Origin of the sequence: Quatrionicoccus australiensis (assembly GCF_020510425.1) — a bacterium.
GTDB classification, from domain to species: Bacteria; Pseudomonadota; Gammaproteobacteria; order Burkholderiales; family Rhodocyclaceae; genus Azonexus; species Azonexus australiensis_A.
The window spans coordinates 1,017,554-1,031,778 of sequence record NZ_JAHBAH010000001.1 but is presented as its reverse complement, the minus strand read 5'-3'; the positions used below and the strand labels follow the sequence as shown (position 1 = coordinate 1,031,778).

At 64.1% G+C, this 14,225-nt stretch carries 14 protein-coding genes; 10 read left to right on the top strand and 4 right to left on the bottom strand.

Annotation, left to right across the window (positions count from 1 at the left end; all coding sequences use genetic code 11):
• Positions 1 to 6 precede the first annotated feature (6 nt).
• From KIG99_RS05085 to KIG99_RS05065, 4 genes are all read left to right on the top strand, one after another.
• Entirely contained in the window at positions 7 to 2,331 is a 2,325-nt protein-coding gene (locus tag KIG99_RS05085; RefSeq protein WP_226459152.1) for a hydantoinase B/oxoprolinase family protein, read from the top strand.
• Between the two features lie 36 nt (positions 2,332 to 2,367).
• Positions 2,368 to 2,871, top strand: coding sequence for an acetone carboxylase subunit gamma (locus tag KIG99_RS05080; RefSeq protein WP_226459151.1), 504 nt, complete (start codon positions 2,368 to 2,370; stop codon positions 2,869 to 2,871).
• Between the two features lie 176 nt (positions 2,872 to 3,047).
• On the top strand, positions 3,048 to 4,439 hold the full coding sequence (locus KIG99_RS20935) for a 3-oxoacid CoA-transferase (protein ID WP_455431249.1): 1,392 nt from the start codon (positions 3,048 to 3,050) through the stop codon (positions 4,437 to 4,439).
• Positions 4,436 to 4,654, top strand: a complete 219-nt coding sequence (locus KIG99_RS05065) for a hypothetical protein (protein WP_226459150.1) — start codon at positions 4,436 to 4,438, stop codon at positions 4,652 to 4,654. The genes KIG99_RS20935 and KIG99_RS05065 overlap by 4 nt, the downstream gene beginning before the upstream one ends.
• Before the next feature lie 51 nt (positions 4,655 to 4,705).
• On the opposite strand, the gene KIG99_RS05060 is transcribed toward KIG99_RS05065, so the two are convergent.
• The 3 genes from KIG99_RS05060 to KIG99_RS05050 form a co-directional block, all read right to left on the bottom strand.
• Positions 4,706 to 5,056, bottom strand: coding sequence for a thioredoxin family protein (locus KIG99_RS05060; protein WP_226459149.1), 351 nt, complete (start codon positions 5,054 to 5,056; stop codon positions 4,706 to 4,708).
• A 170-nt stretch (positions 5,057 to 5,226) separates the two neighbouring features.
• The gene (locus tag KIG99_RS05055) at positions 5,227 to 5,751 is read right to left on the bottom strand and encodes a superoxide dismutase family protein (protein WP_226459148.1); all 525 of its coding nucleotides are present in this window, start codon (positions 5,749 to 5,751) and stop codon (positions 5,227 to 5,229) included.
• Positions 5,752 to 5,868: 117 nt separating this feature from the next.
• The gene (locus KIG99_RS05050; RefSeq protein WP_226459147.1) at positions 5,869 to 6,321 is read right to left on the bottom strand and encodes a DUF3465 domain-containing protein; all 453 of its coding nucleotides are present in this window, start codon (positions 6,319 to 6,321) and stop codon (positions 5,869 to 5,871) included.
• Positions 6,322 to 6,564: 243 nt separating this feature from the next.
• Here KIG99_RS05050 and KIG99_RS05045 point away from each other — a divergent pair, with 243 nt between their 5' ends.
• Positions 6,565 to 8,709, top strand: a complete 2,145-nt coding sequence (locus KIG99_RS05045; protein WP_226459146.1) for a TonB-dependent receptor family protein — start codon at positions 6,565 to 6,567, stop codon at positions 8,707 to 8,709.
• Positions 8,699 to 9,199, top strand: a complete 501-nt coding sequence (locus KIG99_RS05040; protein WP_226459145.1) for a DUF302 domain-containing protein — start codon at positions 8,699 to 8,701, stop codon at positions 9,197 to 9,199. The genes KIG99_RS05045 and KIG99_RS05040 overlap by 11 nt, the downstream gene beginning before the upstream one ends.
• 21 nt (positions 9,200 to 9,220) lie before the next feature.
• Here KIG99_RS05040 and KIG99_RS05035 read toward each other — a convergent pair whose 3' ends face one another.
• Positions 9,221 to 11,233, bottom strand: coding sequence for a sigma-54-dependent Fis family transcriptional regulator (locus KIG99_RS05035; protein ID WP_226459144.1), 2,013 nt, complete (start codon positions 11,231 to 11,233; stop codon positions 9,221 to 9,223).
• A gap of 234 nt (positions 11,234 to 11,467) precedes the next feature.
• On the opposite strand from KIG99_RS05035, the gene pedF reads away from it, so the two are divergent.
• The 4 genes from pedF to KIG99_RS05015 are packed head-to-tail and all read left to right on the top strand — an operon-like array spanning position 11,468 to position 14,199.
• Complete coding sequence (gene pedF, locus KIG99_RS05030) at positions 11,468 to 11,896, top strand: cytochrome c-550 PedF (RefSeq protein ID WP_226459143.1); 429 nt, start codon at positions 11,468 to 11,470, stop codon at positions 11,894 to 11,896.
• Positions 11,886 to 12,734: a substrate-binding periplasmic protein gene (locus tag KIG99_RS05025; protein WP_226459142.1), complete on the top strand. Its 849-nt coding sequence runs from the start codon at positions 11,886 to 11,888 to the stop codon at positions 12,732 to 12,734. Before pedF ends, KIG99_RS05025 begins: the two co-directional genes overlap by 11 nt.
• Positions 12,735 to 12,742: 8 nt before the next feature.
• Positions 12,743 to 13,669 (top strand): beta-propeller fold lactonase family protein, encoded by a 927-nt coding sequence (locus tag KIG99_RS05020; RefSeq protein ID WP_226459141.1) that lies wholly within the window; start codon positions 12,743 to 12,745, stop codon positions 13,667 to 13,669.
• On the top strand, positions 13,666 to 14,199 hold the full coding sequence (locus KIG99_RS05015; RefSeq protein WP_226459140.1) for a cytochrome b: 534 nt from the start codon (positions 13,666 to 13,668) through the stop codon (positions 14,197 to 14,199). Before KIG99_RS05020 ends, KIG99_RS05015 begins: the two co-directional genes overlap by 4 nt.
• Positions 14,200 to 14,225 lie beyond the last annotated feature (26 nt).

Here is a 14,225-nt window from a genome sequence, read left to right as displayed (position 1 = left end):
CCCACCATGAATATGATGAGCACCAAAGAAATCGGCATCGGCAATTTGCTGGCCAGCGGCATGACGCTCAAGCAGCACCGCGATGCCATCCTCGAGCGCACCCAGGCGACGGGTTACTACAACGGCCTGGAAAAACTCGAATTCCGCGACTCCGACCCGATTGGCTACGAGAAGCTCTTTTCCAAATTGCGCGGCGGCCTGGTCCATGCCCGTGAAACGGCGAAAAAGATTGCCGCCAGCCCCATCGTCGAGCAGGAAGGCGAACTCTGCTTCACGCTCTACAACGCCGCCGGCGACTGCATCCTGACCTCGACCGGGATCATCATCCACGTCGGCACCATGGGCGCGGCGATCAAGTACATGATCGAGAACAACTGGGAAGCCAATCCGACGATCAATCCCGGCGACATGTTCACGACCAACGACTGCGCCATCGGCAACGTGCATCCCTGCGACATCGCCACCATCGTGCCGATCTTCTGGGACGGCAAGCTGATTGGCTGGGTCGGCGGCGTTACCCACGTCATCGATACCGGCGCCGTCACGCCGGGCTCGATGTCCACTGGTCAGACGCAGCGTTTCGGCGACGGCTACATGATCACCTGCCGCAAGACAGGGGTGAACGACGAACCGCTGCGCGACTGGTTGCATGAGTCGCAGCGTTCGGTGCGTACGCCGAAATACTGGATTCTCGACGAAAAGACCCGCATCGCCGGCTGCCACATGATTCGCGAACTGGTCGAGGAAGTGATCCGGGCCGACGGTCTCGAAGCCTACGAGAGGTTCTCGGGCGAAGTCATCGAAGAGGGTCGCCGCGGCCTGATGAGCCGGATCAAGGCGATGACCCTGCCGGGCAAATATCGCAAGGTGTCCTTCGTCGATGTACCGTTCAAGCACGAGGACATCCAGGTGTCCAACGCTTTCGCCAAGCTCGACTCGATCATGCACTCGCCGGTCGAAATGACCATCAAGCCGGACGGCAAGTGGCGCCTCGACTTCGAAGGCGCCAGCCGCTGGGGCTGGCATACCTTCAATGCCCACCAGGTGGCTTTCACCTCGGGCATCTGGGTGATGATGTCGCAGACGCTGGTGCCGACCCAGCGCATCAACGACGGTGCCTACTTCGCCACCGAGTTCCACCTGCCCAAGGGCACCTGGTGCAACCCGGACGACCGTCGCACCGGTCACGCCTATGCCTGGCACTTCCTGGTCTCCGGCTGGGCAGCGCTGTGGCGCGGCCTCTCCCAGTCCTACTTCAGCCGCGGCTATCTGGAAGAGGTCAATGCCGGCAACGCCAATACCTCCAACTGGCTGCAGGGCGGCGGTATCAACCAGGACGGCGATATCCACGCGGTCAACAGCTTCGAGGCTTCGTCGTGCGGTACCGGCGCCTGCGCCGTCAAGGACGGTCTGAACCACGCCGCCGCCATCTGGAATCCGGAAGGCGACATGGGCGACATCGAAATCTGGGAAATGGCCGAGCCGCTGCTGTACCTGGGGCGCAACGTCAAATCCAACTCCGGCGGCTACGGCAAATACCGTGGCGGCTGTGGTTTCGAGACCCTGCGCATGGTCTGGAATGCCCAGGACTGGACGATGTTCTTCATGGGCAACGGCTACATGAACAGCGACTGGGGCATGATGGGCGGTTACCCCTCGGCCACCGGCTACCGTTTCGAAGCGCACAACACCGGCCTCAAGGAACGCATTGCCATCGGCGACTCGCTGCCGCTGGGCGGCGACATTGATCCGGGCGCCCCCGACTACGAGCGCCACCTCGACGCGACGGCCGTGGTCAAACGCGACAAGCAGTGCATGACGACCGAGGACTGCTATGAAAATCATGACCTCTACCTGAACTACCTGCGGGGCGGCCCGGGCTTCGGCGATCCGATCGATCGTGACGTCAAGGCCATCGAGAACGACCTCAACCAGAAATTCCTGCTGCCGGAATTCGCGCAGAAGGTTTATGGCGCCGTGTTCACCCAGGATGCCAAGGGTGTGTTCCACATCGACGCCGCCAAAACCCAGGCGCGTCGCGGTGAAATGCGCAAGGAACGTCTGGCCCGTGCCCTGCCGACCCGCGAGTGGATGAAGGAAGAGCGCGAACGGATCATCAACAAGCATGCGGCGGTACAGGTTCAGCACATGTTCGCCACCAGCTTCGGACTGTCCGAAAAGTTCACCAGGGAGTTCAAGGATTTCTGGAACCTGCCGGCCGACTGGGAATTGCTCGAAGACGAACTGGGCGTACCGACCTACGGCTCCAAGCACCGCATGGATCTCTCGCTGATGCCTGACGTGACAACCGTCGTTCAGGTCGAAGAGTAAGCCGAGCAAGTCACTAATTGAATCAAGGAGACAAAAATGTCATATACCAATGAACAGGTTTCACATCTGGTTGAAGGCTCGCTGGACTGGGAAACGACCTTCCGCATGCTGTCGATGCCCAAGGACAACAGCCGCTTCGAACAGTACCTCGCAGCGCTGCAGGCCAAGGTCAGTTTCAAGGATCGCATCGTTCTGCCGCTGGCGCCGCACATGTACATCGTGCAGTCGGCCAAGACCAAGCAGTGGCTCATCAAGTGCGACTGCGGCCACGAGTTCTGCGACTACAAGGAGAACTGGAAGCTGCACGCCTCGATCTACGTGCGCGACACCGAAGAAGCAATGACCGAGGTGTACCCGAAGCTGATGGCGCCGGATACCCAGTGGCAGGTCTACCGCGAGTACTACTGCCCGACCTGCGGCACGCTGCACGATGTCGAGGCGCCGACCCCGTGGTACCCGGTGATCCACGACTTCGAGCCGGACATCGAGGCCTTCTACAAGGAATGGGTGCATCTCCCGGTACCGGAGCGGGTTGATTAAGAGCGTACTTCTCCTCCCCCTTGCCTGCAGGAAATCCCCTTGGGGGACAAGGGGGAGGTCGGGTGGGGGATGGGGGCAACTGCGTCCTCATAACCCATCCCCACCCCAGTCCTCCCCTGGAAGGGGGGCGAGCGGACTTGTCTGCCTCGCGCAAATCCCATGGAGACAGTGAAAAAATGAACAAGGTTTATGCAACGAGCGAGGCCGCACTGGACGGCCTGCTTTTCGACGGCATGACCGTCGCTGCCGGCGGCTTCGGTCTGTGCGGCATTCCGGAGAATTTGATCGACGGCCTGTTGCGCGCCGGTACGAGCGATTTGACCATCGTCGGCAACAATGCCGGCGTCGATGATTTCGGCATGGGGCCGTTGCTCAAGACGCGGCAGGTCAAGAAGGTCGTCGCCTCCTACGTTGGCGAGAACAAGGAATTCGAACGCCAGGTGCTGGCCGGCGAACTGGAGCTCGAACTGGTGCCGCAGGGCACCCTGGCCGAGCGCCTGCGGGCTGGCGGGGCTGGCATTCCTGGCTTCTACACGCGGACTGCTTTTGGCACCCGATTGGCCGAAGGCAAGGAAATCCGCCATTTCGACGACCAGGAATACGTCCTGGAACCGGCTATCCGGGCCGATGTGGCCATCGTCAAGGCGTGGAAGGGCGACCATGCCGGCAACCTGGTTTTCCGCAAGACGGCGCGCAATTTCAACCCGATGATCGCCACCTGTGGCCGGGTCACAGTGGCCGAAGTCGAGGAACTGGTTGCGCCGGGTGAACTCGATCCGGACCAGATCCATACGCCGGGAATTTACGTGGACCGCATCATTCAGGGCGCCGGTTACCAGAAGCGTATCGAGTTCCGCACCACGGTCGGCGGCGCGACGTTGGGCAAGCAAGATCCGCTGCGCGAACGGATGGCGCGGCGGGCGGCGCAGGAGTTGCGCAACGGCTATTACGTCAATCTCGGTATCGGTATTCCGACCTTGGTCGCCAATTTCATCCCCGAGGGTATGCAGGTCACGCTGCAGTCGGAAAACGGCCTGCTCGGCATTGGCCCTTTTCCCGGTAGCGAAGATGTCGATGCCGACCTGATCAACGCCGGCAAGCAGACCATCACGAGCATTCCCGGCAGCAGTTTCTTTTCCAGCGCCGATTCCTTCGCGATGATTCGCGGTGGTCACATCGACCTTTCCATCCTCGGCGGCCTCGAGGTTTCCGAAAACGGCGATCTCGCCAACTGGATGGTGCCCGGCAAGATGGTCAAGGGGCCGGGCGGGGCGATGGACCTGGTGTCGGGCGTCGGGCGCGTGATTGTTTTGATGGAGCACACCGCGAAGGACGGCGCGCCGAAGATTCTGCCGAACTGCAGCCTGCCGCTGACCGGCAAGGGCGTGGTGGACATGATCATCACCGACCTGTGCGTGTTCTCCGTCAATACGGGCGGCGGCCTCACCCTGAGCGAATTGCACCCCGGCGTTTCGATAGACGAGGTCAGGGCGAAAACTGCTTGCAGCTTCTCCGTGTCGCCGGGCCTCAGCGCACGCCATCACACGGAGCTTGCTGCCGTCTCATGAAAGCCGATGCCGCCACGGTGGACGGTGGTCTGCCGTGGCTCGGCAATTCGCGTGAAACGATCGATCTGGTCGGCAAACTGTGGGATATTGAGTGCCGCCATTTACTCGGGAAACTGACCCGGGCCGAGTACCGGCGCACTGTTGTGGCGCTGCGCGGCGACTCGGTAAAATGGCGCTCGCCAGCGGCTAACTCAAGGAAGAAAATCGGTGACTGATCATGCCGTCTGGCATCTTCTAGCAATTCGCGCGACTCCTGGTTGATCGGTTCATCCTCGACCAGCAGGATGCGCTCCGGTGTGCAGGCTGGCGAGTGCCTCGGAGATTGGCGTGTTTTCCGTCGGCCGGACCAGGCGGGCGACTTCGCGGCCATCCTGGAGAAAGACCAGCGTCGGCCACAGCTTGACGCGGAAGGAGCGGCCGAGCGCGCGGCCCGGGCCATCTTCGATTTTCAGGTGGCGCAAGGCAGGCTGGTCGGCCAGCGCGGCGTGCAACGGTGCCTGTGCGGCCAGGCAATGGCCGCACCAGTTGGCGCCGAATTCGAGCAGGGTGGGGCCGGGCAGGGCATCGATTTCACTGCGCTCCGGGGCTTGCGGGCTGTAGTCGGGGGTGGGATGCATCGAATCTTTCCATGGATTGAGCAGGGGCGGCCGGCGGCAAGATTGCCGCAAAATGGCCGGACTGGAACGGTCGACCGCTAAAAAGACGGCAAATTCAGCTTGCCGGCAGTCGGCGCCAGCCAAGGGGCGCGGGGAGCGGGGCGGCCGCTGCCCGGTCCGCCCGTCCTATCTCAGCGTCCGGCGATCCGGCCACAGGCAATGCGCTTGCCGGAATTGCCGGCCGGTTGCGACTTGTAATCGTCCGGGTCGGCATGCACCACCACGCTGCGTCCGACGATGCCGTTCGGGCCGCCGAGGGCGACGCCCTTCAACTCGACGCGATAACTGGCCTCGCCCTGGGCGTTGGCGACCAGGTTGGGCATGTCGCCGCCGTGATGTTCGGCCGCGGCATGACTGCCATGCGCCGTCGCCGCCGGGTTGAAGTGGCCCTTGGCGCTGCTCGCGTCAGGCGCCGAACAGTCGCCGAGCTCATGCACATGAAAGCCGTGCTCGCCCGGCATCAGGCCGCTGACCTGCGCTTCGATCCGGACGCCGTTGGTCATGGCGAAAAAGCTGACCTTGCCGGCCACCGTGCTGCCCGACTTGGCTTCCAGTGCGGCGACGGCGGCCGGCGGCGAGTCCAGCTCCACCGCCGCACAGCCGGCCAGCAAAACAGTGGCGAGTGTGCTCAGAACAAACGCGTTGCGAGATTTCATGGTTGTCTCCCGTAATGAGGTCCCGTCCGCCGATGCGGCGTGGAAATCCATATGGGATGACAGGGCGGGCGGGGGAACGTTCCCCGCTGGAGAAAAATAAATGCTGTTCGGCTGGGTTTACTGGTAGGTCTGGCCGCGGTGGCGCAGCCAGCCGGCGGTGTGCCTGCCGTTCGGGTCGCGGTGCGTCCAGTGCAGCACGCCGCCTTTTTCGTTCCACTCGTAGATCCCGTTGAAGTCTATCGAATCGCCTTCGCCCAGGCCGCTGACACGCGGCGCGATATCGATGTTGTGCGCTACCAGCAGGGTCTGGCCGCTGCTTAGGCGGAGAATGAATTTCTGATGCCGGCTGCCGTCGTTGTCATCCGGCAGTATTTTCCTGACCACACCCTGACCGGAGACCTGCACGTTGCTTCTGCGGTCTGCGATTGCACTGGCGATTGCGCTATCGGCGCGACCGTCTGCCTGGCTTTGGGGAGCATTTGCGCTGCCCGGGGGGAGTAAGCCGTGCGGCTTGGTGAAGTAGGAGTAGCCGGCAAAAAGGATGACGGCGATCAGGATGAGTCTTTTCATGGCTTGCTTGAGAGGAGAGCGCGGCAACGGAGCATACGTAGCGCTGCGTTTAATGTCGAGTGGGTTTTTTGCCGCCTTGCGCCGCCTGTTTTCGGCGATCTCATGATTTTCGCTAGTCCTCTTTCGCTAAACCACGGAGGCCGGGTTTTGCGGCGGCGCTGACAATTGCTTCCGGGGGCGGCATGGGTCGCGCCTGTCCGGATGCGATGCCGGGCTGCTGACGATTTCACCGAGCGCAACATCATGAACCCTGTGCCCAAACGCCTCGTTCTTCTCCTGGCTGCCGCCTTTCCCTGTTACGCCATGGCCGATGCCGAGCTGACGCTCGATTCGGTGGTGGTCACAGGCAGCCGGGTCGAGCACAGCAGTTTCGATCTGCCGGCGGCGGTCGACGTCGTCGATGCCGGCAAAATCGGCGCCGACCAGGCGCGGGTCAATGTTTCCGAGGCGCTGGCCGGGGTGCCCGGGATCAATGTGCAGAACCGCCAGAACTACGCGCAGGATCTGCAGATTTCCTCGCGCGGTTTTGGTGCCCGTTCGGCCTTCGGTGTGCGCGGCATCCGCCTCGTCGCCGACGGCATCCCGGCGTCGATGCCGGACGGCCAGGGCCAGGCGGCGACCTTCAACCTCGACCGCGCCGAGCGCATCGAAGTCATGCGCGGGCCGCTCTCGGCGATCTACGGCAACCACGCCGGCGGCGTCATCCAGTTGTTCACGCCGGACGGCAAGGGCGCACCCACGATCGAAACGAGCTTTTCCGCCGGCAGCTACGGCACCTGGAAGGCCGACGTCAGCGCCCAGGGCGAGGTCGGCGGTATCGGTTACGTGCTCGACACCTCGCGCTTCGCGACCGACGGCTACCGCGAGCACAGTTCGGCCGAGCGCGAGCAGAGCCTGGTCAAGCTGACTTTCCGGCCGAGCCAGGATGGCAAGCTGACCTTCATCGCGAACAGCTTCCACCAGACGGCGGACGATCCGCAGGGCGTGCAGTGGGGCGAATACAAGACCAATCCGAAGGGCACGGCCTGGGATGCGACGCGCGGCTATTACCCGGCGCTCGCCTTCGATACGCGCAAGAGCATCGATCACGCGCAGGGCGGGCTGAATTACGAGCACCGTTTCGGCGAGCACACGCTGCAGCTTTCGGTTTATGCCGGCCAGCGGTCGACCATCCAATATCAGTCGATTCCGGTCGGCGCCCAGTCCAACCCGGTGCATTCGGGCGGCGTGATCGACTTCGACCGGACTTTCGGCGGCATGTCGGCGCGCTGGATCGGTCGCTTCGATGTCGCCGGCGGCCGCCTGACGACGACGGTCGGCACCGACTACGAGCAATCGACCGACGACCGGCGCGGTTACAACAACTACATCGGCACCGGCGCACCGGCCAACTGCGTCGCCAACGCCTGCGGCGTCAAGGGCACGTTGCGCCGCAAGGAAGAGGATCGCGTCGCCAGTTTCGACCAGTATGTGCAGGCCGAATGGCAGGGCGAGAACTGGACTTTCAGTGGCGGCGTGCGTCACAGCCATCTCGCCTTCAAGGTCAGCGACAGCTATTTGAGCAACGGCGACGACAGCGGCTCGGTCAGCTACGACAAGACGACGCCGACCCTGGCCGCGCTCTATCGCCTGAGCGACACGGTCAATCTCTACGCCAGCGCGGCGCGCGGTTTCGAAGCGCCGACCTTCAACGAGATGTTCTACTCGAGCGGCGGCGGTTCGCTGAATCTTGGTCTCAAGCCGTCGAACAGCACGCATTTCGAGACCGGCCTCAAGGCCATGCTCGGCAACAGCCGCCTCGACCTGGCGCTGTTCCAGGTCAAGACCGACAACGAGCTGGTCGTCCTCTCCAGCACCGGCGGCCGCACCGCCTACCAGAACGCCGGCCCGACCACGCGCCAGGGTCTGGAGCTGGCGGTCGACAGTCGCTGGACGGGCAATTTGACGAGCCGCCTTGCCTATACCTGGCTGGATGCGCGTTACGACGAAGCGTTCAGCTTCCAGAGCGGCACACCGGCCGTGACCAAGAACGTCAGCGCCGGCAATCGCCTGCCCGGCGTCGCGGCGCAGACGCTGTACGGCGAGCTGGCCTGGAAGCATGCGGCGAGCGGTTTCCATGCTGCCATCGAAGGCATCGCGCGCAGCAAGGTCTATGTCGAGGACACCAATGGCGACACGGCGGCGCCGGCCTACGCCATCGCCAACCTGCGCGCCGGCATCGAACGGACATTCGGGCCGCTCAAGATTTCGACCTTTGCCCGCCTCAACAACATCTTCGACCGCCAGTACGTCGGTTCGGTGATCGTCGGCGACAGCAGCCAGCGCTATTACGAAGCGGCACCGGGCCGCAACTGGCTGGCCGGGGTGAGCGCCCGCTATGCGTTCTAGGCTGATCCGGCTGGGCTGCGGCCTGATTCTGGCGGCGGCTGTGGCGGCATCGGCCCAGGCGGTCGACGCGCTGGAAAAGCACATTTTGCCGGCCGCCGATTTCGCGACGGTGCATGAAGTCCTGGTCGAAAGCATCGAGGCGGAAGGCCTGGTCGTCGCTGCAGTGATTCCCTTCAACCGCATGCTGCAACGCACGGCGACGACGCTGGGCAAGAGCGGCAGTCCGTTCGCCGAGGCCGAGATCGTGCAGTTCTGCAGCAGCGTGCTGGCCTGGCAGATGCTGGAAGAAGACCCGGCGCAGATCGCTTTTTGTCCGCTGTCATTGGCGATTTATGAAAAAGTCGGACAGCCGGGGCGGGCGATGCTGGTTTTTGCCCGGCCGCGCCCGTCGACCGCTGGCCATCGCGCCGCGGCGCGCCTGCTGCACAAAATCGCCAGCCAGGTTGAGGCGACGCTCAAGCGCCGCAGTGGCGCGGCGGGCGGACGGTAAACGTCGCGCCCGCCGGCTTTTCTACATGCGGCCCAGCTTGCGGTACAGCGTGTTGCGGCTGATGCCGAGCTGGCGTGCCGCCGCCGAGATGTTGCCGCCGGCGGCTTCCAGCGTGCGCAGCGCAACCTGGCGGCCCATTTCTTCGAGATTGCCGTCGAGCGGCGCCGCCGCCCACGGGTCATGCGCGCTTTTCGTACTGGCGGTCGGCGCCAGGCCGATCGGCGCTTCGAACAGCTCCTCCGGCAGATGCGTTTCGGTGATCAACGTTTCGCCCTCGTCGAGCAGTGCGATGGCGACGCGGATCGCGTTGAACAGCTGGCGGATGTTGCCCGGCCAGGCGTAGGCCTCGATCGCCTGCAGCGCACCTTCCGAAAAACGCACCGGCGTCTCGCGCGGGCCGGCTTCGGCAGCGGCCAGCTTGGCGACCATGCTGCGGATGTCGGTGCGTTCGCGCAGCGACGGCAGGGTCACCGACATGCCGTTCAGGCGGTAGTAGAGATCCTCGCGGAAGCCGCCGCGCGCCACTTCCTCGCGTAGCTTGCGGTGCGTCGCGCAGACCAGCGAGATGTCGACCTGGATCGAACGCGTGCTGCCGAGCGGCGTTACGCAGCGCTCCTGCAGCACGCGCAACAGCCGCGCCTGCAGGTTGAGCGGCATGTCGCCGATTTCATCGAGGAAGAGGGTGCCGCCGTGCGCCTGCTGGATCTTGCCCGGTGCGCCTTCCTTGCGCGCGCCGGTGAAGGCGCCGCCCTGGTAGCCGAAGAGTTCCGACTCGATCAGGGTTTCCGGAATCGAGGCGCAGTTGAGCGCGACGAAAGGCGCGTCGGCGCGCGGCCCGCTGTTGTGGAAAGCCTTGGCGAACATTTCCTTGCCGGCACCCGATTCGCCCTGGATCAGGATGGGGATGTCGCGCCCGAGGATGCGCCGGGCGCGGTCGATCGCCGCCTGCAGGCGCAGGTCGCCGGTATTCAGCGTGTCCAGGGTCAGCGGCGGCTTGGCCGGGGTGGCCGCCTTGGCCGGTTCGACTGATTCCGGCCGGCGGCCGGCCGGGCGCTGCAGCGGCGCTTCGTCGAAGATGCGGCCGGCCACGGCCATCGGCGGCAACTGGCCGCGCAACTGGACATGCAGGCTGCGCCCGTTCGGCCGGATCTCGATCGTGCCCTGCGGCTGATGGCGCAGGCGGTCGACCAGTCCGGCCAGGCTGCTTTCGAAAACCATCGAAAAATCGCGGTTGACCGCATCGACCTGGCGGATACCGAGCAATTCGGTGCCATTGCGGTTGATGGCCAGCACCTGGCCGTCCGGCGAGACGGCCGCGAGACCTTCCTTCGGACTGTCGAGGAAGTCGGCGCGGCTGTGGAAGCAGACCAGGATGTCGCGGGCGTGCACCGACTCGAACAGGCGCTTCTCGACGATGGCCGAAGAGAGGCGGACCAGGCCGAGCGTGTGGCGCTGCTGGCTGCGGTAGTCGCCGGAAATGTCGAGGACGCCGATCAGCCGGCCGTCCGGCCCAAAAATCGGGCTGGCGCAGCAGGTCAGGAAACTGTTGTGTTCAAGAAAATGCTCGCCGCCAAAGACGGAAACGGCGCTTTCTTCCGACAACGCGGTGCCGATCGCATTGGTGCCGCGCAGGTTTTCGTCCCACGAGGCGCCGGCAAGCAGCGCGACGCGGTCGGCGCGGCCGACGAAATCGGCATCGCCGACGGTTTCAAGGAGCAGGCCGTTGGCGTCAGCCAGGATGACCATGCTGCCCGATTCGCGGATCTGCTCGTAGACATGCTCCATGATCGGCCGGCCCTGCAGCAGCAGGTAGCGGTTGCGCTCCTGCTCGCTCTTCAGCGCCATGCGGTCGAGCGATTCGCCGGGCGGGCGATAGCTCGCATCGCCGAGGCCGAAGCGGCGGCAGCGTTCCCAGGAACGCACGATCATCGGGTCGAGCAGGCCGTCGGGGCGACGATCCTGGTCGAAAAACAGCTGACGTGCCTGTTGCAGGCGCTGACCGTGCGTCTCGGCCAGCAATTGAAAAGTCTCCATCTCTCCTCCGGTTTGGTCGGACGATTTTTATTTTTGTGTTGTTGCAAAAAGTAACACCTGCACTTTTTCTAAGCAATGTATCGAGCACTGCTGTGCAACTCTCAGCAAATGGTATGCCAATACACCCCGATCTGCCGTGTTTACTTGCATTCATGACGTCACGGGCGGCCTGGCACAGGGCTTGCAGAACGTGCTGCACAAAAGCTGCAACCCGAACCTAACCAAGGAGACAATGTGAAACATTCCGCCCGCCACCTCGCCGCGCTTGCCGCCGCGCTCATTCTCGGTACTGCCGCAGCCCAGGTCTTCGCCCACGGCGACGTCGTGCCGCAGGCGGTCGACACCACCGGCTTGAAGAATCTCGGCGCCGATTTCCTGCCGGCCAACCCGTACCGCAAGGATAAGACCGCAACGCGCATCGGAGATTCCGCCTTCAACCAGAATTGTGCCCGCTGCCACGGCCTCGGCGCCGTCTCCGGCGGCATCGCACCTGACCTGCGCTACCTGCCGCAGGGCGACGAAGGCGACGAAATCTTCCTGCAGCGCATCCGCAAGGGTTCGGTGCGCGACGGCCGTGTTTACATGCCGCCGTTCGAAGGTACGCTGAGCCAGGAAGCGATGTGGGCGATCCGCACCTGGCTGGAAACTGTCCATGAAGAATGATCGCCGCCGTCTGCTGCAGGGCCTTGCCCTGCTGCCCTTCGCTGCCGTGCTGCCGGCTTTGGCCGGTGACGGCCTGGCCGCGATCCGTCAGCGCGGCCGCCTGCGCGTCGCCGTCTATAACGATTTTCCGCCTTACGCGATGGCCGGCGGCAAGGGCATCGACGCCGACCTGGCCCGTGCCATCGCCGGCAAGCTCGGCCTGAGCGCCGAAGTCGTCGGCTACAACGCCGACGAAGACATGAACGACGACCTGCGCAACATGGTCTGGAAGGGGCATTACCTGGGCACCCAGCCGGCCGACGTGATGATGCATGTGCCGGTGGACGAATATCTCGCCAGGGCCAACGACAAGGTCCGCATCTTCGGCGCCTATCACCGCGAAAGCCTGGCCCTGGCCCGCAATCCGCAGCGCGTCCCGGCGCTCGCCGGTTCGGCCGCGGTGGCGCTGGAAATCTTCACGCGCGAGAAGATCGCCGTCGAGACTTCCTCGCTCGCCGACTCTTTCCTGCTGAGCGCGTTGAACGGTCGCCTGCGCGAGAATGTCGTGCATTTTGGCACCGTCGGCGAAGCCGCCGCGGCCTTGCGCAGCGGTCAGGTGTCAGCGGTGCTGGCAACGCGTGCCGAGCTGGAAGCCGCCTTGCGCCCGGATGATCGCATCGCGGTCGACCTGCCGAAATTCGCCGAATTGAAGGTCGATGGCTGGCCGCTCGGCATGGCTGTCAAGGCGGAAGAGCGCGAACTGGCCGAGGCCATCGCGCAGGCGCTCGGCGAGCTGAAAGCTGACGGCACGGTCGCCGCCATCTTCCGCCGCCACGGCATTTCCTACCAGCCGGTCTGAGGACGATCATGCGCCTACTTGCTCTATTATTGCTCGCTTGTTCCAGTCTCGCCCTGGCCGGGCCGCTCGCCTATGTGCCGAACGAGAAGTCGGCCAGCGTCAGCGTCATCGATACGGCCAGTGACGCCCGTCTCGCCGACATCGTCGTCGGCCAGCGGCCGCGCGGTATTGCGGCCGGTAAGGAGCATCTTTACCTGACCGATGCGACAACGGCCAGTCTGTTGATTGTCGATCTGGCCAGCGGCAAGCTGCTCAAGAGCGTGCCGGTCGGCGCATCGCCGGAAGGTGTCAGCCTGTCGGCGGACGGTCGGCGGCTGGCGGTCGCGGTCGAGGATGATAACGCCGTCGTGCTGCTTTCGGCACCGCAGGGCAACGAACTGGCGCGCATCAAGGTGGCCGGCAAGAACCCCGAGCATGCGGTGTTCAGCCCGGACGGGCGCTGGCTTTACGTCAGTGCCGAAGAGGCCGAGCAGGTCGATGTGATCGATGTCGCCAAGCAGAAGCAGGTGGGCAGTATTCCGGTCGGTAAACGGCCGCGCGGCATTGGTTTTCTGCCCGACGGCAGCCGTGCCTACGTGGCCAGCGAACTGGCCGGCAAGGTTTATGTGATCGATGTCGCCCGCCGTAGCGTGCTGGCTGAAATCACGGCCGGTCAGTTTCCCAACGGGATTGCGGTCGACCCGTTGGGCAAGCGCGTTTTCGTCTCGAACGGGCGCGACCCGAGCGTGATGGCGATCGATGTCGCCAGCCATACCGTGCTGGCCACCATCGAGGTCGGCAAACGTCCATGGAACATGGCGATCACGCCGGACGGCAGCAAGCTCTACGTTGCCAACGGGCGCTCCGGCAGCGTCAGCGTGATCGATGCGGTCAACCTGAAAAAACTGGCAGAAATCGCCGTCGGCGAACTGCCCTGGGGAGTGGCCATCCAATGAGCAATGCCCGTTATACCTGGCCGGCGATGCTGCTCCACTGGCTGATGGCCGGGCTCATCGTCTGGCTGCTCTGGCTTGGTCTGAGCATGACCGAACTGCCCAAGGGGGCGGAGCGCAGCGCGGCCTACAGCCTGCACAAATCGCTTGGCCTGCTCGCCTGGTTGCTGGTTGTCGTGCGCCTTGCCTGGCGGCGTACGCACCGGCCGCCGGCCGCGCTCGGCAATGGCTGGGAGGCACAACTGGCGACGGCGGTGCACCACGGGCTTTACCTGTTCATGTTCGTCGCGCCGCTGGCCGGTTACCTGGCCTCGTCATTCACGCCTTACGCCATCAAGTTCTTCGGCATCGAGCTGGCCAAAGCCGGCTGGCCGGACGAGGGCCTGAACGGCGCCTTCAAGCTGCTGCATTTCGCCTTTGTCTGGGGCGGCGGCGGGCTGATCGCGTTGCATGTCGCCGGCGCGCTCAAGCATGTCTGGCAGCGTGACGGCACGCTGCAACGCATGTTGCCCGGTCGACTGTTCAAAAACTGAACAATTGCTCCATGTTGGAGCGGTGT

Coding starts and splice junctions, on each gene's coding strand:
- KIG99_RS05085 (WP_226459152.1), top strand. CDS start 7: ATGAATATGATGAGCACCAAAGAAATCGGCATCGGCAATTTGCTGGCC.
- KIG99_RS05080 (WP_226459151.1), top strand. CDS start 2,368: ATGTCATATACCAATGAACAGGTTTCACATCTGGTTGAAGGCTCGCTG.
- KIG99_RS20935 (WP_455431249.1), top strand. CDS start 3,048: ATGAACAAGGTTTATGCAACGAGCGAGGCCGCACTGGACGGCCTGCTT.
- KIG99_RS05065 (WP_226459150.1), top strand. CDS start 4,436: ATGAAAGCCGATGCCGCCACGGTGGACGGTGGTCTGCCGTGGCTCGGC.
- KIG99_RS05060 (WP_226459149.1), bottom strand. CDS start 5,056: ATGCATCCCACCCCCGACTACAGCCCGCAAGCCCCGGAGCGCAGTGAA.
- KIG99_RS05055 (WP_226459148.1), bottom strand. CDS start 5,751: ATGAAATCTCGCAACGCGTTTGTTCTGAGCACACTCGCCACTGTTTTG.
- KIG99_RS05050 (WP_226459147.1), bottom strand. CDS start 6,321: ATGAAAAGACTCATCCTGATCGCCGTCATCCTTTTTGCCGGCTACTCC.
- KIG99_RS05045 (WP_226459146.1), top strand. CDS start 6,565: ATGAACCCTGTGCCCAAACGCCTCGTTCTTCTCCTGGCTGCCGCCTTT.
- KIG99_RS05040 (WP_226459145.1), top strand. CDS start 8,699: ATGCGTTCTAGGCTGATCCGGCTGGGCTGCGGCCTGATTCTGGCGGCG.
- KIG99_RS05035 (WP_226459144.1), bottom strand. CDS start 11,233: ATGGAGACTTTTCAATTGCTGGCCGAGACGCACGGTCAGCGCCTGCAA.
- KIG99_RS05025 (WP_226459142.1), top strand. CDS start 11,886: ATGAAGAATGATCGCCGCCGTCTGCTGCAGGGCCTTGCCCTGCTGCCC.
- KIG99_RS05020 (WP_226459141.1), top strand. CDS start 12,743: ATGCGCCTACTTGCTCTATTATTGCTCGCTTGTTCCAGTCTCGCCCTG.
- KIG99_RS05015 (WP_226459140.1), top strand. CDS start 13,666: ATGAGCAATGCCCGTTATACCTGGCCGGCGATGCTGCTCCACTGGCTG.